Genomic DNA, 19,727 nt, shown 5'->3' with positions numbered 1-19,727 from the left:
GATATGGTCTGACCAGAATATTCTTGCCAATTACAAAAATCAAACAAGTGTTTACATTTGTGTAACAGCGATCAAGGTTACGCTGGTTTGCAAGATTGTTGTTTGCCCCGATCAGATAACGTAGGATGTGGTTCGTTGTGCGCTGATATGCACTAGACATCTGAAGCTTTGGAGTGTTGTGCCACTCCGTTGGTCTGGAGATACCATGAAATCACTATTTCGTTTTGTTGGGCTGATTTTGAAAGGGATTTGGAAAGCGATCACCTTCATCAGGCTGGCACTGACTAACCTTATTTTCTTACTCAGTATTGGCATTATTTACTTTATTTATGTCCACGCTGACGCCCCGCTACCCACCATGGATAAATCCTCGGCACTGGTGCTCAATCTGTCTGGCCCGATTGTTGAGCAGAGTACGCACATCAACCCGATGGACTCCTTTACGGGCTCCGTGTTTGGTGAAGAGCTCCCCCGCGAAAACGTACTGTTTGATATTGTTGAAACTTTACGCCATGCGAAAAATGACAACAATGTCACCGGGCTTGTGTTGGCTTTAGGAGACATGCCAGAAACCAACTTGACTAAGCTGCGTTATATCGCCAAAGCGATCAACGAATTCAAAGCCTCTGGTAAGCCTGTGTTTGCGGTTGGGGATTTTTATAATCAGAGCCAATATTATTTGGCGAGTTATGCGGACAAAATCTACCTCGCTCCAGATGGTGCCGTACTGCTAAAAGGTTACAGCGCCTACTCCATGTACTACAAAACTCTGCTTGAGAAATTGGATGTCACCACTCACGTCTTTCGTGTCGGCACCTACAAATCGGCAATTGAGCCTTTTGTGCGTGATGATATGTCTGATGCGGCTCGTGAATCCGCTTCTCGCTGGCTCACTCAGTTGTGGAGCGCGTACGTCGATGATGTCGCGGCCAATCGCCAAATTGAGATCAAAACCCTTACTCCAAGCATGGAGCAGTTTGTCGCTCAGTTGAAAGAAGTGAATGGTGACTTAGCTGCACTGTCCAAAAAAGTCGGTCTCGTCGATGAGCTAGCCACTCGTCAACAAGTTCGCCAAACGTTAGCAGAAACTTTTGGTAGCGATGGAAAAGACAGTTATAACGCTATCGGTTACTACGAATATAAAACCACCATTAAGCCAACGACACTGACCGATGCCAACGATATTGCGATTGTCGTCGCGAGCGGTGCGATTATGGATGGCTCACAACCACGTGGTACCGTGGGTGGCGATACCGTGTCTGGATTACTGCGCGAAGCTCGTAACGACAGCAATGTAAAAGCGGTCGTACTGCGTGTCGATAGCCCAGGAGGCAGCGCGTTTGCTTCCGAAGTGATCCGCAATGAAATTGAAGCTCTGAAAACGGCGGGTAAACCTGTGGTGGTGTCGATGTCAAGCCTTGCCGCTTCCGGTGGTTACTGGATTTCGATGAGCGCAGATAAGATTGTCGCCCAACCGACCACACTGACAGGTTCAATCGGTATTTTCAGCGTCATCACTACCTTCGAGAAAGGGCTGAGCAACCTTGGTATTTATACTGATGGTGTTGGTACAACGCCTTTTTCAGGACAAGGCCTGACCACGGGGCTCACCCAAGGTGCAAAAGATGCGATTCAACTGGGTATTGAACACGGTTATCAGCGCTTTATTTCTTTGGTTGCAGAGAAACGTGGCCTGACCTTAAAAGCAGTGGATGAACTGGCTCAGGGCCGAGTCTGGACTGCACAAGATGCACAAACCCTCGGTTTAGTCGATCAGTTGGGTGATTTTGATGATGCCGTACATTTGGCAGCGGATCTGGCACAGTTGGATCAATACAACCTGTACTGGGTTGAAGAGCCACTCACTCCAGCCCAGCAATTTTTACAAGATCTGCTCGGACAAGTACGTGTCAGCTTAGGTTTGGATGTCTCCACTCTCTTGCCAAAATCACTGCAACCCTTGGCAGTAGAGTGGCAACAACAAACGTCGCTGCTCAATCAATTGAATGATCCTAAAGGGCAATATGCGTTCTGTCTGCCCTGCCAAGTAGAATAGTCTACGCGGTCACAACCCTTGATATACCGAGGCGCTTTGCAAGAAGCGCCTCTTTTTATTGCAAGAGTTTTCGCTATAATCGCCGCTCTGTTCCCTACACTGAGTGATTTCTCGCTATGGCAAGAAAACATATTTATATCGCCTATACAGGCGGCACCATTGGCATGAAAAAATCGGATCACGGCTACGTTCCTGTTGCAGGGTTTATGGAAAAGCAATTAGCCAGCATGCCCGAGTTTCACCGTCCAGAAATGCCTCTGTTTACCATTCATGAATACGATCCTTTGATGGATTCATCTGACATGACGCCTGCTGATTGGCAGCTTATTGCTGACGATATTGCGGCCAACTACGACAAATACGACGGCTTTGTAATCCTCCACGGTACGGATACCATGGCTTACACAGCTTCAGCACTGTCGTTCATGTTCGAAAACTTAGGCAAACCTGTGATTGTCACAGGCTCACAAATCCCACTGGCGGATCTGCGTTCAGACGGCCAAGCCAACTTGCTCAATGCCTTGCACGTCGCAGCCAATTACCCAATCAATGAAGTGACTCTGTTCTTCAATAATCGTTTGATGCGTGGCAACCGCAGCCGCAAATCACACGCCGACGGTTTTAGTGCTTTCAGCTCGCCAAACCTACCACCTCTATTGGAAGCAGGCATCAATATTGAATTGAGCACCAACGTCAAAGTGGATGAAAAACCGAATGGTGCGTTCAAAGTCAACCCGATCACGCCACAACCGATTGGTGTAATTACCATGTACCCCGGCATTTCTCATGAGGTGATCCGCAATACCCTATTGCAACCTGTGAACGCGATGATCCTGCTCACCTTCGGTGTCGGCAATGCACCGCAGAATCCTGAGTTACTGGCTCAGCTCAAAGCGGCATCTGAACGTGGGGTGATTGTGGTGAACCTGACCCAATGTCTTGCGGGCAAAGTCAATATGGGCGGCTACGCCACAGGTTGTGCACTGGCTGATGCGGGCGTGATCAGTGGCTATGACATGACGCCTGAAGCGGCGCTCGCCAAACTGCATTATCTACTCAGCCAGAACCTCTCCTATGAAGAAGTGAAAGCCAAAATGCAGCAAGTGTTACGTGGTGAAATGACGCTGTAGTGGTTGAAGCAGAAGATCGAAAAGCGATCTCCCCCATTTAACATGGTTGCCAATGAGCCTCGCGTAATGCGGGGCTCATTGTTAGGTTGGGAATTACTCATGCCTCTTGGTTGGGGTTAACGCGCAGAATATCCTCTTCCCCTTCCGAAAAACGCTTTTTCAGTTCCGCTTTGGATTTAAAAACCACCTCGCCTCCCACGCCAACCGACATATGGTCTGCCTGTGTATTATGCTTAGATTGATACAACATCACAGCTTGCATACAGGAATCTCGCTGCTGTTGTGAAAGTGGTGTACCCTCAGGCCACTTGCCCGTTTCTACAGCGTACAGTAGGCGCTGATAAGCTTCAGGCGTAATCGCATTAATCAGTTGTTGGGTGTCCATGATCTCATCCTGCTCAAAAGTGATGTGGCGTCAACATAACGAGCTAGCGTAATGCGTCAAGAACAGCTAAATAAATAAGTGTATTTGATCACAAGCCGATATCATGAATTTGACTAAACCATTACTTATTCTCGCAAGCCTAGTGCTGTTAAGTGGCTGTTTCGAGAATCGCAAGAACACCGAAAAGCTCTGTGCCGACAACCCCAATCTGCGCTGTGAACAGCTCAATATGGATGATGGGCAATGCCGCATTCCCAGAACCGATCTGATATGGCACCGCTTTGAAATTTTGAAATCACCGAGCGATGAAAAAAGCATCAAAGAATACCATTTGGTGAGTGCTTATCGAAAATGTCTTGAGCTTGCTTCGCAAATCCAAGCGATTGATCAAACGAAGCTAAAAGAGAATCGCTTTAATGCTTTGGTCAATTCAGGCAAAGAGCAAGAACGTATCGTGGCTGAACTGAAACAATCCAATTCACCACAAGCACTCTATTTCTTGTGGAGTCAGATTGGTGATCACGCGGCGCGGCGTGCCTTTTTGCAGTTGGAAGGTAAGCCTGAATTAGAAACGGCCGAGATGCAGTACGCCCTCGCCACTTTTTACACTGACCGCGATAAACCGAAAACCATCGAGCTGCTGCATAAAACACTTGAGCTCAGCAATGGTCAACCCGTCAATATTGAGATATTGAAAGCCTTAGCCAGTAACTACCATGCTCTGCATGATAAAGAGCATGCTTATCTGTGGGCAATGATTGGCAAAGAATTTGGGGTTTCGGTTGCGTCCACAACAGAAATGAAACGGCTTTACGGTTTTAGCCAAGAGAAGTTTGCCGCATTGGATGATACTGCCAGCACAATTGCTAAAACGATCCGTAACGGCAGTTACACCAAGACTACCCTGCCTAAACCTAACGAAGGGTGAAGTGCCTCGGAAATCAGCGGCGAATTTCTTGGCCGCTGACCCCTTCCGACTTAAAGATGCTGCGCTGTTGACGGCGTTTATTTCTCATCGCATAACCTATTGGTGCTCGGGGATGAACTCACTTAGCGCCAACCTACCACTCCAAGTCGTCTGGCAATATTCACTTTTTGTTGAAAATTAACGACACCGAGTTAACACAAAATCTCAATCCTGTCGTCTTAGGACCGTCTTCAAAAACATGTCCAAGGTGGCTATCACAGGCTGCACAACGAATTTCGGTACGCACCATTCCGTGACTAAAGTCATCCAAAAAGCGTATCACCTGTTCATTAATCGGCGCATCAAAACTTGGCCAACCGCAGCCCGAATCGTATTTATTTTCAGAGCTAAACAGAGCGCTTTGGCAGCAGGTACAGTGGTAAAGGCCCGTGTCTTTATTGTGTAACAACTTACCTGAGTATGGTGCTTCTGTACCCTGTTGGCGGCAGACATAAAACGCCTCTTCCGTCAGGTGCTCACGCCAGTATTCATCAGGCTTGTGCAGATCTTTTGATTCGAATTTCACCCTTTCTCTTTCCTTTTTACTTATCGCTTTACTGACCATTTTTTGTGAAAAACTTGCCTAATTCAGAGTTTGTGGCACATACTTTTTCACTCTATTTTGAGCAAGATTTTTTAGTGTGTGCGGTACTCAACCATCGCCACATTCTACGTCAATTGGTAAGCATAAAAAGCAGGCTCAAGTTTAAAAGTTAATCAGTTGCAAACGATTGTGAAAAAAAGCGACGCTTTTTTTTGACTTTAAACAAGTTAAGTCCGATTATCTGTTGCAGCTTTTAACTGGATTCTGTAATTTTACTACCAGTTATCTTTAATCAGAAATTAAGTTGTGGAGCAACTATAATGACTATCAAAGTAGGTATTAACGGTTTTGGCCGTATCGGTCGTTTCGTTTTCCGTGCTGCGCAAGAGCGCAATGACATCGAAATTGTAGGTATCAACGACCTGATCGACGTTGATTACATGGCATACATGCTGAAGTACGACTCAACTCACGGTCGTTTCAGCGGCACTGTTGAAGTTAAAGACGGTAACCTGATCGTTAACGGCAAAACTGTACGTGTAACTGCAGAACGTAACCCAGCTGACCTGAAATGGGGCGAAATCGGTGTTGACGTTGTTGCTGAAGCAACAGGTCTGTTCCTAACTGACGAAACTGCTCGTAAACACATCGAAGCAGGCGCGAAGAAAGTTGTTCTGACTGGTCCTTCAAAAGACAAGACTCCAATGTTCGTAATGGGTGTTAACCACAAGACTTACGCGGGTCAAGACATCGTTTCTAACGCTTCTTGTACTACTAACTGTCTGGCGCCTATCGCTAAAGTACTGAACGACAACTTCGGTATCGAGTCTGGTCTGATGACCACTGTTCACGCAACAACTGCAACTCAAAAAACAGTTGACGGTCCTTCAGCAAAAGACTGGCGCGGTGGCCGTGGTGCTTCTCAAAACATCATCCCATCTTCAACTGGCGCAGCGAAAGCAGTAGGCGTTGTTCTTCCAGAACTGAACGGCAAACTGACTGGTATGGCTTTCCGCGTACCAACTGCTAACGTTTCTGTAGTTGACCTGACTGTTAACCTGCAAAAAGCAGCGTCTTACGACGACATCAAAGCAGCTATGAAAGCAGCTTCTGAAGGCGAACTGGCTGGTATCCTAGGCTACACTGAAGATGCAGTAGTTTCTACTGACTTCAACGGTGACACTCGCACTTCTATCTTCGATGCTGACGCAGGTATCGCACTGACTGACAAATTCGTTAAAGTAGTATCTTGGTACGACAACGAAATCGGTTACTCAAACAAAGTTCTTGACCTGATCGCTCACATCTCTAAGTAATGTAGTGATTAGCGAAGAAATTCGTTAGACAAAAAGGCGACTCTAGGGTCGCCTTTTTGGTATCTGAGTATTGGTGTTTCCGAGTCTTTTGCTCGCTATTTCACCAAATCTCAGAGCTAGCCAAAACGCAGACTCAAGGAAACTAAGATGGATTTACTCTCTTTGAAAACCGTCACAACATTATCTGATTGCGTCACCATAGCTGAGCAAGATCAAGTCAAAATCGTACGCGTCATTCATGACAAAGCCAGCGCCGCTATCTCACTGCACGGTGGTCATGTCCTCTCCTTTCAGCCAAAAGGCCAAGCTGACTTGCTGTGGATGAGCTCACAAGCTATTTACGATGGCAAAGCCGCGCTACGCGGTGGTATTCCGGTTTGCTGGCCATGGTTTGGTCGTATTGCCGCCCCGGCACATGGTTTTGCGCGTAACCAAGAATGGAAACTGATCGAACACAGGGAAAATGAGCAAGGCGTTATCGTCACTCTCGGCTTGCAAGCCACGCCAGAGAGCTTAGCCATTTGGCCATATCAATTTGACGTTCGATTGCACGTGGAAATCCGTGAGAGCTTGACTGTGACACTTGATGTGACTAACACGGATTCAAAAGCATGGACCTTCTCTGGGGCTCTGCACACTTATCTGCACGTGGGTGATATTCGTGAAACGCAAACCTCAGGTGTGGGAACGGAGTATATTGATAGCCTACAAAACAGTCGTCTATGTACTCAGCACGGTTTGCTCACTCTCACTGACACGATAGACCGTGTTTACACGCAACCCGAACCCTTGATCACAGTGCAAGACCCCGCATTAGCTCGCACACTAACCGTTGAAAATCAAGGTCATAACTCCGCGGTATTGTGGAATCCTTGGCAACAAGGTGCTCAATCGATGGCCGACATGAATGACGAGGGTTACTTACACTTTTTGTGTGTGGAATCAACACTGCATGCGCCGTCTTTGGCAGAGGGTATCACCTTACAGCCGGGGCAAAATCATCAGCTAGTCACTCAAATCACTAGTCAAGCTCAATAGTCCTCTCGATATAAGCAGAACTTTATACCCAAACAACTTGAAGTTGCAGGTAGGCGGCAAATGAGTGAATCCCCATGAGCATAGATACGCTATGTGATTGGGGTGAACGAATGCGGCCAACACCGCTGCAGCTTCAAGTAGGAAGGGTATATCCATTCTGGATTGCAACGCGGGTGCTGCTTATTTCATTTTTGACAAATTTACTGAGCGATCCGCATTCTGTTCATCTTTTCGTCATGGCATTCAGGACTTAGCTCGGTATAATTGTGCCTCTTGATATATACCCAAACGACTTAGAGTTGCTGGTAGGCGACAAGTGAGTCAATCCGCATGAGCATAGATAAACTATGTGATTGGGGTGAACGAACGTAGCCCACACCGCTGCAGCTTCAAGTCGGAAGGGGATAACGCATACATTTGGTAAGGAAGCCTAATGAACATTATTTACCCCAGTCTACTCACTTTGCTTGTCGCCTCTTTGCCACCAGCGGCTTATGCTCAAGGCCCAACCGATAGAAATCAGCCTGGTTGGGATGTCACACTGAGTCTTAACAGCTTTTACGTGCGTGATAAATCGCAAATGAACACCAATGATGACAACGCGATCACCACGGATTTACAGCAATCAGGTACCTCCACTTCCGAGCTCCTGTTTGCACCACTCGGGAATGTGCAATACACCTTTGCCTCGGGAAATACTCAGCTTTTTGCCGGTCAAAGTACCGACCAAGTGATCGAGGGACAACTACAAGCGGAACTGGGTATCACCCACCGATTTGAGAAACTGGGTGAAATTACACTCGCTTATTTTCCTTCGCTGCCTGGGATTAATGAAACTTGGCGCGATCCCTATTTAACGCAGACGGCAAGAGCGGCGACCGACATCAGCGCGCAAGGAGGACGCCTTGCTTATACTGCGCCTTTCGCGCTTCCAATTACTCTGCGTTATGCCTACTTAGATTACAAAGTCGATGAAGAGCAAAGCGGTGCAACATCCGGCCTCAATAATACGCAACGTGCGTTACTCAATCGTAACAGTGAGTATCAACAAGTATCGGCTGAAATCTCTTTACCTCTGAGCCGCTCTTGGTCTTTAGTCCCGCAAATCACCTATACCCAGCGTGATGCTCAAGGGGATGCGTTTGATTTTACGGCGCTGGACTATCAACTCGGTGTGAATACCTTTTTCGGCCCTCAAGCGCTGTTTTTAACCCTGAGTTATGGACAAGAAGAGTACGATACCGCACACCCGATTTTTGCGAAAACCCGTGATGCCGACCGCTGGAGCGCCTTTGCGCTGTATGTCTATCGCGCGCCCTTTGGTTGGCAAAATGTCTCGATTAACGCGATGGCAGGACTGAGTGAAACCGATGATGCGGTGAACTTTTTTGATCAACAATCGACCTTCTTTTCAACGGGTGTCGCCTTCAATTTTTAATGTTGATCTCTTTACTGTAAGGCCGTTCAAGCCTTTGAGCGGCCTTTATCCCTCGAGCAGTCAACATCAACCGCGTTAAGAGACTGGGTTGCGCTTTGTATTTCGCGCGGCTGCCGTTAAACTTACGCCTCTATTTTGTTGATTGAGACCACCATGACCTTTTTGTGCCCGCTGTGTGAGCATCCCCTAACGCTAAACCAAAATACTTACGCCTGTATCAATCGTCATCAATTTGATGTAGCGAAAGAGGGGTACGTCAATCTGATGCCTGTTCAGCATAAGCGCTCCAAAGATCCCGGTGATAACAAAGAGATGACACAGGCTCGTCGCCGTTTTTTACACACAGGCCACTACGCGCCCATGCGTGAAAAAGTTGCCAAATTGTGCCAAACCTATTTGACTGGCCGCCAGCAAACGCTGCTCGATATTGGTTGCGGTGAAGGCTACTACACCGATTTTTTTGCCAAGGCTTTGCGCCAGCAAGACAGTGAAGCACAAATTTTGGGGCTCGATATTTCCAAAATCGCCATACGCTACGCGGCCAAACGCTACCCAGAGTGCCAGTTTGCCGTAGCCTCTAGCCACCGCTTACCTTTTGCCAATCAGAGTCTAGATGGCGTGATCCGTATTTACGCACCATGCAAAGACACCGAATTGGAGCGTTGTATCAAAATAGGCGGCATCGTTATCACCGTCACGCCAGCGGCGCGTCACCTGTATCAATTTAAACAAGGCATCTACGATCAGGTGCGTTTACATGAAGAGCAACCAGAAACTCTGTCGGGTTTTGAATTGGTTGAAGAGTGTAAACTACACTACCCTATGGCACTCAATGGCTCAGAAGCGGCAGACTTGCTGCAAATGACTCCTTTCGCATGGCGTGCCAGTGAGGATTTTAAACACCGTGTTAGTCAAAGTGATACTTTCGAATGTGAAGCCGATTTTATGCTCCGAGTGTATCGCAGAAAATAACTGATAACGATTCTCATTGATTGCATAAGTCAGTCGCCTCCATTACCATGAGCGCAATTTTTATGGAGGCCTTTCTTATGCGCACTATTGCGGCACTTTTCCTTTCTTTCAGCTTACTCGGCTGCTCAGCCACTCCAACGCAAGTCAGTACCTTTTATGACTATCAATTGGCGACGCCAACTGGTGAGCGGATCAGCCTACAAAGATTGCCTGCTGAAATCGAAAACGCTGACGTGATCCTGGTCGGTGAATGGCATACCCACGCAGGTATCCACCGTTTCCAGACTGATTTGCTTAAGCAGATGACGGAAAATGGCCATCCGATGGCACTGTCGATGGAACAGTTTACCCGTGATGCACAGCCCTTGATGGATGACTATCTCACTGGGAAAATTGGTGAGCAGTATCTGATCCAAAAGGCGAATGCTTGGCCTAATTACGAAAGTGATTACCGCCCTTTGGTCGAGTTTGCGAAAAGCCAACAGTTGCCCGTGATTGCTGCCAATGCCCCAAAGCCTATCGTGCGTTGCATTGGCCGAGTAGGGATTGATTATCTTGACCGTTTAAACCCCGAACAGCGCCAATGGGTCGCAACCGAAGTTAACATTCAAGATTCGCCATACAAGAGCACCTTTATGGCTTCAATGCACCATGGCAATCCAGCACAAAATGAGAACCAATATGCGGCGCAAGTCACTTGGGATGAGACCATGGCGGAAAGCATTGTGCGCTATCTTGCGGCCAATCCTGAACGCAAAGTTCTACACATCGCTGGCATGTTCCATACTCAGCAGGGTTTAGGCACGGCGGCATCGATTTTGCGTCGCAACCCAAATCTCAAAGTTGTCATCATCACTCCTGTCGGTGAACTTTCGCCACAAAGTGATGATTATCAACTGCAAGTACTCACGCCACCTGTGCGTTATGTGCAAAAAGCGCATCAAGCCGAAGCGATTAATGCATTGAAAAATCGCAACACAGATCTCGTTTGCGAATAAACATCTCCTCTTAGCCGTCAAACACTCAAAACAGGCACAGCATTTGCTTGTCTGTTTTTCACACATAAAGTGTAAAAATCACGCAAGTTTTTTAGTTTGTGGTCGATATAGTTTCAGAGTGATGACTTAGGAGAGATGTATGAACCCAATAGGCGCAGGATCCGTGCACACATTGCCATCCAACACTACGCTTAAATCTCAGACACCTACTAAGCCAGATACGGCTCCTGCTCCCCTCAAAGTAGAGCAGAACAAAGTCACCTTGTCTGAGGAAGGCAAAGCGCTGCTTGCCGCTTTACAGGAAATTGAAAAAGAAGGTAAAGCGCTAGAAAGCAAAGATAAAACTGTCGGCGATAAAGTTGAAGCTTTCACTTATGGTGCTTTGGGCATGGATCACCCCGAAAAAGTGAAAGAAGTTGAGGACACCTCCTACTCTGCTGGGCAATATCTTTCCGCTGCGGCAACCATAGGCGGCATTCTGTTAGCCGTATTGTAAACTCGCCAATCAACACCATTTAAAAAGGCACTCGATGAGTGCCTTTTTAATGCTATCGGTTCAACCTATATGCTTAGGAAAGCACTTCTCGCAATCTTTCCTGAGCAACTTGTACGAGCAAATCAGGTTGGAACTTAGAAATAAATCGGTTACAGCCTACCTTTTGCACCATGGCTTCATTAAAGCTGCCACTGAGCGAGGTATTGAGTGTGATAAAGAGATCCTTCATACGCGGATCATTACGAATTTCATAAGTCAGCTTATAACCATCCATTTCCGGCATTTCAGCATCCGTAATCATCATCAGTAATTCACTGTAGATGTCTTTACCTTCATCACACCAAGATTTCAATAAATTCAACGCCTGCAAGCCATCATGGCATTCGATGATATTTAAACCTAATTGGGACAGTGTATCTTTCACTTGATTTCGTGCTGTTGAAGAATCATCGACAATCAATATGGTTCGACCATCCATATGGTTGAGTAGGCTCTCATCCAATACTTCTTTGGATATTGAGGCATCATAATGGACGATTTCTGCTAATACCTTCTCCACGTCAATGATCTCAACAATATGTGTCTTGTCTTGTTCTTTGACATGCGTGAATGCCGTTAGATAGTTTGCCCTTCCGGCCGACTTAGGTGGCGGCTGGATTTCCGTCCATGCGGTATTGATGATGTTGCGCACCTGCCCCACCAAAAAGCCCTGTATTGTCCGGTTATACTCAGTAATGATTAGGTTTTGTTCCGTATCTTGAACACGGCGAGGAGGAAAACCGATGGCAGATCGTAAATCGATAACGGGCACTGGTTCACCACGTAATGACGCAACACCAGTGATATGAGGATGCGAGCCTGGCATTTTGGTCAGTAGAGGGACTTTGATCACCTCTCTAACTTTAAAAACGTTTATCGCAAAAATTTGACGACTATTGAGGCTAAACAGTAACAGCTCCAATCGGTTTTCGCCGACCAGATTAGTACGCTGGTCTACCGTGTTCAAAACACCTGACATACGAAATTCCGTTAAATGACTACCTAGGTAACAGTATAGCCGCTAGGTATAAATGTAAATGTAAGCAAAGCTGAAATTCTTACTTCTTGTATGGGAATGGCAGATTATCCTTCGACCACTTTCATTAAGAGTAGACCATCATAGAGCGCCTGCTTGATCAAAGCTGCACCGGGCATGGTCGCTTGTTTATAGAAACGCGACTCGACCAACTTCAAATCTTGATGGTAAACCGGCAAACTCTGCTCACGAATACACTGCTCAATAGAGGGATAAAGAATCGATTTCGCCTGATTAATGACACCGCCAATTAAGATTTTCTCTGGGTTGAATAAGTTAATCACAATTGCGATCGCAGCACCTAAATAACGCCCCAACTGTTGAATCACATCTACAGCAAGCGGATCCCCATCTGCGGCAGCAGCACAAATATCTTCTATCGAAATTTCTTCCACTGTCGCGAGGCAACTAGGCTCTCCGGCTTGAATGCGCGCCGTGACCTGATCGCGAATCGCTTGTGAAGACGCCACGGTCTCTAAGCAGCCGTAGTTTCCGCAATGGCAACGTTTACCTTGCGGATCAATTTGAATATGCCCTAGCTCACCGATATTGCCATGGCGACCTTGCAATACACGCCCATCGAGCACAATACCTGCACCAAGTCCGTGGTGAATGGAGATCAACACAGAATTATCGACATCTTGTGAATGACCAAACAATTTCTCTGCTAAAGCCCAAGCCCGCGTGTCATTTGCAACAAACACAGGCAATCCAGTGGCTTTATAAATTTCTGGTCCCAAAGCTAAATTTTTGACATTGTAGTGCGGCATTTGCAGCACTATACCCTGCTCAGAATTAACCAATCCCGGCAACGTAATGGCAATACTGGTTACACGATCTAACTGCGCGGCGTAGGTTTGAAAAAACTCTTCAATTTCAAACAATAACCGGGCTAACACATCATCTTGATCGATTTCATGGATATCAATTTTGGTATCAATCAACACTTCTCCACCCAACTCGTGGAGAGCAATGGTGAGATAACCTCGACCGAGCCGCATTGAGAGAAACTGCCAACCAAGATTATTGGTCTGAAGGCCAACAGCAGGTCGACCTCGACTGATCGCCTCTTGAACCGTCGTTTCATGAATCAAGTGCGCATCAATCAATTCACGGGTAATTTTGGTAATACTGGCTGGCGCAAGCTCACTCTCTTTCGATAAATCGATGCGAGAGATTGGCCCTTTTTGGTCTATTAGTTTGTATACGCGGCCCGCATTGATCTGCTTAATATGATCAATATGGCCGGGTTGAGCCATGTACATGCGGCGCTCCGGAATTCAACGACAGACCAATTTTTTTACTTTGCGAAGTAATTGTGAAGTTCTTTGTCAGATAGCCGTGACAAATATCACGCATATACCTAGAAGTTTGTGTTTTATATCCAAATATTGGCCTTTATTGCTGCCATTTATTGATGGGTGCGATATACCCAAACAGAACAAACACCATCAGAAACAGCAAGCAGAACAGGTATAAACAGGATAATAATTTCCCTAAGCCACTATACTTATATCCAAACTACTTGAAGTTGCAGGCAGGCGGCACATTTGCGCAGCCACCAGAGGCGTTGGCTGAGAATCAAAGCTGACTTTCATCGCCCCATGAGCATAGACATTCCATGTGATTAGGTGGACAAAGGCAGCCAACACCGCAGCAACGTTAAGTAGGAAGGGTATACCTTACTGTCACATCGAAGGAACAATGATATGAGCTCAACTTTGCGTAGAACAAAAATCGTCGCCACCTTAGGTCCTTCCACAGAAAGCCCAGAAATTCTCGAAGCCATTATCCGAGCAGGAGCCAATGTCGTTCGGATGAATTTTTCACACGGCACCGCGGAAGACCATAAAAACCGTGCGCAGAAAGTTCGCGAAATTGCCGCCAAACTCGGTCGCCACGTCGCCTTATTAGGTGATTTACAAGGCCCAAAAATTCGTGTTTCTACTTTCAAAGAAGGCAAAATTATCCTTAATGAAGGGGAACACTTCATTCTTGATGCGGAATTAGCCAAAGGGGAAGGCACGCAAGAAAGCGTGGGGATTGATTACAAAAAGCTACCGCAAGATGTTTGTAACGACGATATTTTGCTGCTTGATGATGGCCGTGTGCAGTTACAAGTTATGCGAGTTGAAGGCAATAAAATCCACACCAAAGTCTTGGTCGGCGGTCCTCTCTCCAACAATAAAGGGATTAACAAAAAAGGCGGCGGTTTATCGGCAGATGCTTTGACTGAAAAAGACAAAAATGACATTCGACTTGCGGCAGAAATTCAAGTTGAGTACCTCGCGGTGTCTTTCCCTCGCAATGGTGAAGACATGAAATTCGCGCGCCGTCTTGCCCAAGAAGCTGGGCTTCATGCGCGTATGGTCGCGAAAGTTGAACGCGCAGAAACCGTCTCTTGTGATGAAAACATTGATGATATTGTTCGCGCCTCGGATGTCATCATGGTCGCACGGGGTGATCTCGGAGTGGAAATCGGTGACCCCGAACTCATCGCCGTACAGAAGAAGCTGATTTCACGCGCGAAAAAACTCAACCGTGTGGTGATTACCGCAACGCAAATGATGGAATCGATGATCAGTAACCCTATGCCAACCCGTGCCGAAGTCATGGATGTGGCGAATGCGGTGCTCGATGGCACTGACGCTGTGATGTTGTCGGGAGAAACGGCTGCGGGCAAATATCCGGTTGAAACCGTCAAAGCGATGGCTGAAGTCTGCATTGGTGCAGAAAAGATGATTGAGTCGAATGAACAAAACTATCGCATTAAAAGTGTGTTCCGCACGGAAGAAGAAGCGATTGCTATGTCGACTATCTATGCAGCCAACCACTTAGAAGGCGTTAAAGCCATGGTCACGCTCACTGAATCAGGACGCACCGCATTAATGACCTCAAGGCTCAATTCCGTATTCCCGATTTTTGCGATGTCTGCCAACCAAGCAACCCTCAATCGCTGCGCGTTATTGCGCGGGGTGATCCCTTTCTACTTCGATACCAAACAAGCCAGTGGTCTAGAAGCAGCCATTGCAGCATTAGATGCCCTCAAAGAGCGAAACCTACTCGAAGAAGGGGATCTCGTGATCATTACCCAAGGCGATATTATGGGAGTCGAAGGCTCCACCAACTGTATGCGCATCTTACCTGTCTATTAGTCATCGCAAGAAGAAGGCTGCATAGCCTTCTTCTCTTTACCTCACATCCGGTTGTGAGGGAGAGCTTTACGGAAAGTCTCAGCTTCACTATACGTTTTTAAAAAGCGGTAACCCGCTTTCAGTCCTAGCTCATAGTCATATTGCAGCGCCTCTGGTGAACTCAATAACGAATTCGAGTGCAAAGGCTCACTTGGCATAATTTGCGCGATAAATGTATCGTCATGATGTGCGTCAAGAAACTCAGAAGTCAGCGTATAGGTTTGATAGTGGACCATTAATAAATCCGCCAGCCCCGCATCAAACTTGCTACCCAATAAATGACTGAGCCGATAAATATCATCAGCCCCAAATAACCAGCGCCCACCATTCAGGGCATCCAGATGCTTCTGCTCTTTTTTCTGCTCTTTTGCACGCCGCTTTTGTTGTTGCAGGAATTCATTCCACTCTTGACGCCATCCTGACCACTTATGCTGCAGCTGGTGTTGAAAATGGCTCAGTGGCTCACGCAACCACAGTGGTAATTCTGTCGCTGAGGGCGATGGCGTTTCTTCCTCCTTCGACATAAATTCAGTACGGATCACCGTGATAAAGCGAGCCTCTTTACGCCACGCTTCTTGCACCGGAATTGGTGCTGAAACACCCCCATCAATATATTGCTTCCCCGCAAGCGTAACAGGCTCAGGATAAAGGCCAGGGATAGCACAGGTCGCTAAAAGTACTTGCTGCCAATCTGCGCCTAACATAGGAAAATAGGCATCTTTTAAGTCATCCGCAGATGTGACTGCCGCATAAGCCTTGCGCTTACCTAAAGCCTGACGTGCCATGTCCAAATCTAAGCGATAAGGGTATTCACCGATCCGATCCAGCGCCCACTGCATATTCATATATTGTTTACGTCGGATGTAGCTAAATAGATGGAAAAACTCTGCGCGAGTGGTCAGCTCTAAAATAAAGGCTTTACTTAACCCGGTTTGGCGAGATAAAAAGGCGCACAAATTCAAGGCACCAGCTGAAGTGCCATAAAACTCATGGTAAGGGTCAAAATTAGATAATAGAAAAGCGTCCAGTACACCAGCCGTAAAAATACCTCTTTGGCCGCCCCCTTGGGCAACCAGTGCATGTTTACCACCAATGTATTTGGCTAGACGCTGAGTATCGAGCTCAGTCCTTGCATCAGAAACAACTCCACCACTCTTCATTTGCAGGACCACCCAAGACTAGTGTGTAATTGCAATCACTCCAAAGCCGATCAACACAGTGAAGGTGATCGCAACAATTGCTAGCGCAAACTTCAGATCTTGTTCCATAGAAACCTCCTTGGTTATACAACAAAGTAATAACATCGGTGTGAAGTATCTTCAAGATTTGCTGATTTTTCGTGCACGATTATGCAGTTACTATCACAATACCTTGGTCGTCAAACACTTGGCTAGGATCTGCATATGCGTCAAATAAGTCTATTTATTCTCAACACGTTATTTCTGCTCTTTGCGCCACTTTCTGCTGCAGAGTGGATGGTGACGCCTTCCGTCGGTTACACTTTGGGAGGCAAAGTTCTCGATCAAGCTGGCCGTCAATATGATCTTGAGAACTCCAGCAGCTACGCTTTAGCTATTGAAACTACCTACGACAACGGCCGAATTGGCTTGTTTTATTCTACGCAACCTACCGAAGTCCAAACTTTAGTCAATCAAGATGCCTCTATTCATTATCTGCATTTTCAAAGCAGCATTTACTATCCAGTAGCAGAAAAGCTCTCTTCCTTCATTGGCCTGGGTATTGGCGGAGCTTATACCGATGTAGCATGGGCAGATAAGAAATTCGGTTTTTCTGCTGGCGCATTTGGTGGTGTTGAATACCGCATTGCCTCCAACGTCGCACTGAATGCTCAATTACGTTGGTTGGGCACCATGGTTGATAATGATTCAAGCGCGATATGCACCCTGCCTTCGTCAGAAAGCTGCGTGGTGAAATTTAAGTCCGATTGGCTAAACCAAGCCTCAGCCTATGTCGGGTTTACCATTCGCTTCTGATGACCGCTTTTAGTCCCAAATTTTAACAAACTCGCAAAACTGGGCATATCCTCTAAAGGGTGGCTGTTTTTTAGACAGACACTCTTTCTTTTATATTAGATAGTTCTATCAGTTCAATTTACCGATCTCAGTGAGATTCACTAACTCTCACCAATCAAACACCATAATCCTCGATAAAGTCACCCAAACCCAAAGAATACAACCTACAATTAACAAACGAGCAACCTATATAATCTATTGCCACCTACAAAATAAAACGGTAGTCTCGAACCATTGCGTAGCTGATTATTTCAGATTTCGCAAACACACATCGCGTAACTAAGAATTAAATTCTAGGTTTTCGGACAGCAACCAATATATATAACTAACTTTTTGCGGAATCATGGATGATAGAGCAAAAGTTGGCCGCGCAAATATTGTACGGATAACTTTGCCTCCTTTTCCCCCAGATTCAGCGACTGCTGACGAAAAGCTTCATACCCTAGGATATTACAAGGAGTTGTTTATGAAGCGAGAACAATGGGGATCCCGTGTTGGATTCGTATTAGCCGCCGTAGGGTCAGCAATTGGCCTTGGTAACATCTGGCGTTTCCCTTATATGGCCTATGAAAATGGTGGGGGTGCATTTTTCATCCCTTATCTTTTCGCCATGGTCACTGCAGGCATTCCGTTTATGATCCTAGAGTTCAGTATGGGTCAGAAACATCGGGGTTCAGCGCCAACGACACTCGCCAAAATTCACTCAAAATTTGAGTGGTTAGGCTGGTTCCAAGTTGGTATCGCAGCCGTCATTGCTGTTTATTATGTCGCGGTGATTGGTTGGGCTATTTCCTACTTTGGTATGTCGTTTACCCAGAGTTGGGGCAGCGACACTAACGCTTATTTCTTCAGCGAATACCTGAAGTTAGGAGATAACTCGCCCACAAATTTAGGCAGCATTCAATGGCACATCGCATTTGCTATGTTGATTGCTTGGGTCATCACTTATGCAGCCATTGTGGGTGGGGTCAAAAAAGGCATTGAACGTGCATCAAAAATCATGATGCCGATTCTATTTATCATGGTGCTGATTCTGATCGCTCGCATGATCTTCCTACCCGGTGCATTGGATGGCGTGAACTATATGTTCCAGCCCGATTTCAGCAAAATCTGGGATGTAAAAGTTTGGGCAGCCGCTTATGGGCAGATTTTCTTTACTCTGAGTATCGGCTTCGCAATCATGCTAGCGTATTCAAGCTACCTACCTGAGAAATCCGATATTACCAACAACGCCTTTATGACCGTGTTGATTAACTGTGGTTTCTCCGTACTGGCTGGGATCATGATCTTTTCGGTATTGGGCTATATGGCTCAAGAACAAGGAAAACCATTGACGGAAGTCGTTTCAGCCGGTGTTGGTCTTGCTTTTGTTACCTTACCAGCGGCGATCAACTTGTTGCCAATCCCATACATCTTAGGTCCTTTGTTCTTCTTAGCCTTGGTTGTTGCAGGTTTGAGCTCACACATTTCCATCATGGAAGCCGTCACCTCTGCGCTGATTGATAAGCTCGGTTGGAGCCGTAAGAAAGCCGCAAACATCGTTATTGGTATTGGCTTTTTAGTTTCCATGGCTTTTGCAACCAATGGCGGCTTGCTACTACTGGATTTGGTTGACCACTTTGCGAACAACGTGGGCATCATGGCCAGCTGTTTGGTGGAACTGGTATTGATGACTTGGCTATTGAAGATTTCTGATGTTCGTAAATACGTCAACAGCATCTCTGATTTTAGCGTTGGAGTTTGGTTTGATATCTGCCTGCGCTTTGTTTCACCCGTTATCTTGGCGATTATCGTCGCTACTAAACTGCAAGCTCTCTTCACCGAAGGTTACGGTGGCTACGATTTAACACTTGGCTGGGCGATTATCGCTGCTCTATTGGTGATCGGGATTCTGATCAATGCAGGCTCACGTAAGGAAGCATACTAATGACATTCAGTGCAATTATCATGATGATTATCGGTCTTGGGATCACATGGGGTGGCGCAGCCATCTGCATAAAGAAAGCGATGGACAAGGCTTCATCCTAACCACGTAAAGACGGATACAGAACGACGAGGAATCTGTGGCTCAATGGCAGATTCCTC

Annotated in this window: 19 protein-coding genes; 13 read left to right on the top strand and 6 right to left on the bottom strand. The window is 46.5% G+C overall.

What is annotated here, in order from left to right:
* Nucleotides 1-205: 205 nt before the first annotated feature.
* Both sppA and ansA read left to right on the top strand, forming a co-directional pair.
* Entirely contained in the window at nucleotides 206-2,056 is a 1,851-nt protein-coding gene (gene sppA, locus F0316_RS04280; RefSeq protein ID WP_149560235.1) for a signal peptide peptidase SppA, read from the top strand.
* Nucleotides 2,057-2,172: 116 nt separating this feature from the next.
* A complete protein-coding gene (gene ansA / locus F0316_RS04275; protein ID WP_149560234.1) occupies nucleotides 2,173-3,186 on the top strand; it encodes an asparaginase in 1,014 nt (337 codons plus the stop codon).
* 97 nt (nucleotides 3,187-3,283) lie between these two features.
* Here ansA and F0316_RS04270 read toward each other — a convergent pair whose 3' ends face one another.
* Nucleotides 3,284-3,571, bottom strand: a complete 288-nt coding sequence (locus F0316_RS04270; RefSeq protein WP_000381017.1) for a YeaC family protein — start codon at nucleotides 3,569-3,571, stop codon at nucleotides 3,284-3,286.
* A 103-nt stretch (nucleotides 3,572-3,674) separates the two neighbouring features.
* On the opposite strand from F0316_RS04270, the gene F0316_RS04265 reads away from it, so the two are divergent.
* A complete protein-coding gene (locus F0316_RS04265) occupies nucleotides 3,675-4,499 on the top strand; it encodes a DUF2989 domain-containing protein (protein ID WP_001054630.1) in 825 nt (274 codons plus the stop codon).
* Between the two features lie 160 nt (nucleotides 4,500-4,659).
* On the opposite strand, the gene msrB is transcribed toward F0316_RS04265, so the two are convergent.
* Nucleotides 4,660-5,103, bottom strand: coding sequence for a peptide-methionine (R)-S-oxide reductase MsrB (gene msrB / locus F0316_RS04255; RefSeq protein ID WP_001903554.1), 444 nt, complete (start codon nucleotides 5,101-5,103; stop codon nucleotides 4,660-4,662).
* 299 nt (nucleotides 5,104-5,402) lie between these two features.
* Here msrB and gap point away from each other — a divergent pair, with 299 nt between their 5' ends.
* The 6 genes from gap (at nucleotide 5,403) to F0316_RS04225 (ending at nucleotide 11,340) form a co-directional block, all read left to right on the top strand.
* Entirely contained in the window at nucleotides 5,403-6,398 is a 996-nt protein-coding gene (gene gap / locus F0316_RS04250; protein WP_149560233.1) for a type I glyceraldehyde-3-phosphate dehydrogenase, read from the top strand.
* Nucleotides 6,399-6,545: 147 nt separating this feature from the next.
* Nucleotides 6,546-7,436 carry a D-hexose-6-phosphate mutarotase gene (locus F0316_RS04245; RefSeq protein WP_000365091.1) on the top strand — a complete coding sequence of 297 codons (891 nt, stop codon included), beginning with the start codon at nucleotides 6,546-6,548 and terminating at the stop codon, nucleotides 7,434-7,436.
* 433 nt (nucleotides 7,437-7,869) lie between these two features.
* Entirely contained in the window at nucleotides 7,870-8,874 is a 1,005-nt protein-coding gene (locus F0316_RS04240; RefSeq protein WP_095471515.1) for a DUF2860 domain-containing protein, read from the top strand.
* Between the two features lie 153 nt (nucleotides 8,875-9,027).
* Complete coding sequence (gene rlmA / locus F0316_RS04235; RefSeq protein ID WP_000143338.1) at nucleotides 9,028-9,846, top strand: 23S rRNA (guanine(745)-N(1))-methyltransferase; 819 nt, start codon at nucleotides 9,028-9,030, stop codon at nucleotides 9,844-9,846.
* A gap of 77 nt (nucleotides 9,847-9,923) precedes the next feature.
* The gene (locus F0316_RS04230) at nucleotides 9,924-10,844 is read left to right on the top strand and encodes a ChaN family lipoprotein (protein ID WP_172625957.1); all 921 of its coding nucleotides are present in this window, start codon (nucleotides 9,924-9,926) and stop codon (nucleotides 10,842-10,844) included.
* 139 nt (nucleotides 10,845-10,983) lie between these two features.
* Nucleotides 10,984-11,340, top strand: a complete 357-nt coding sequence (locus tag F0316_RS04225; RefSeq protein WP_001068121.1) for a hypothetical protein — start codon at nucleotides 10,984-10,986, stop codon at nucleotides 11,338-11,340.
* Between the two features lie 73 nt (nucleotides 11,341-11,413).
* Here F0316_RS04225 and F0316_RS04220 read toward each other — a convergent pair whose 3' ends face one another.
* Together F0316_RS04220 and mlc are read right to left on the bottom strand one after the other, a co-directional pair.
* On the bottom strand, nucleotides 11,414-12,358 hold the full coding sequence (locus F0316_RS04220) for a chemotaxis protein CheV (protein WP_000017256.1): 945 nt from the start codon (nucleotides 12,356-12,358) through the stop codon (nucleotides 11,414-11,416).
* Nucleotides 12,359-12,462: 104 nt separating this feature from the next.
* A complete protein-coding gene (gene mlc, locus F0316_RS04215) occupies nucleotides 12,463-13,680 on the bottom strand; it encodes a sugar metabolism global transcriptional regulator Mlc (RefSeq protein WP_000281794.1) in 1,218 nt (405 codons plus the stop codon).
* 444 nt (nucleotides 13,681-14,124) lie between these two features.
* Here mlc and pyk point away from each other — a divergent pair, with 444 nt between their 5' ends.
* On the top strand, nucleotides 14,125-15,570 hold the full coding sequence (pyk, locus tag F0316_RS04210) for a pyruvate kinase (protein ID WP_000099572.1): 1,446 nt from the start codon (nucleotides 14,125-14,127) through the stop codon (nucleotides 15,568-15,570).
* 41 nt (nucleotides 15,571-15,611) lie between these two features.
* Here the strand turns inward: pyk and F0316_RS04205 are convergent, their stop codons facing one another.
* Nucleotides 15,612-16,769, bottom strand: a complete 1,158-nt coding sequence (locus F0316_RS04205) for a patatin-like phospholipase family protein (protein ID WP_172625956.1) — start codon at nucleotides 16,767-16,769, stop codon at nucleotides 15,612-15,614.
* Nucleotides 16,770-16,787: 18 nt separating this feature from the next.
* Nucleotides 16,788-16,877 (bottom strand): cytochrome bd-I oxidase subunit CydH, encoded by a 90-nt coding sequence (cydH, locus tag F0316_RS04200; protein ID WP_000434306.1) that lies wholly within the window; start codon nucleotides 16,875-16,877, stop codon nucleotides 16,788-16,790.
* A gap of 135 nt (nucleotides 16,878-17,012) precedes the next feature.
* Here cydH and F0316_RS04195 point away from each other — a divergent pair, with 135 nt between their 5' ends.
* The 3 genes from F0316_RS04195 to F0316_RS04185 all read left to right on the top strand — a co-directional run bounded on the left by F0316_RS04195 (nucleotide 17,013) and on the right by F0316_RS04185 (nucleotide 19,670).
* Nucleotides 17,013-17,603: a porin family protein gene (locus F0316_RS04195; RefSeq protein ID WP_033931220.1), complete on the top strand. Its 591-nt coding sequence runs from the start codon at nucleotides 17,013-17,015 to the stop codon at nucleotides 17,601-17,603.
* Between the two features lie 505 nt (nucleotides 17,604-18,108).
* Nucleotides 18,109-19,569, top strand: coding sequence for a sodium-dependent transporter (locus tag F0316_RS04190; RefSeq protein ID WP_000818002.1), 1,461 nt, complete (start codon nucleotides 18,109-18,111; stop codon nucleotides 19,567-19,569).
* Complete coding sequence (locus F0316_RS04185) at nucleotides 19,569-19,670, top strand: MetS family NSS transporter small subunit (RefSeq protein ID WP_000144235.1); 102 nt, start codon at nucleotides 19,569-19,571, stop codon at nucleotides 19,668-19,670. The genes F0316_RS04190 and F0316_RS04185 overlap by 1 nt, the downstream gene beginning before the upstream one ends.
* Nucleotides 19,671-19,727: the final 57 nt, after the last annotated feature.

Source organism: Vibrio cholerae (genome assembly GCF_008369605.1).
Lineage (GTDB): Bacteria > Pseudomonadota > Gammaproteobacteria > Enterobacterales > Vibrionaceae > Vibrio > Vibrio cholerae.
Note: the sequence above shows the minus strand (reverse complement) of the source record. Positions and strands in the feature narration are given on the sequence as shown.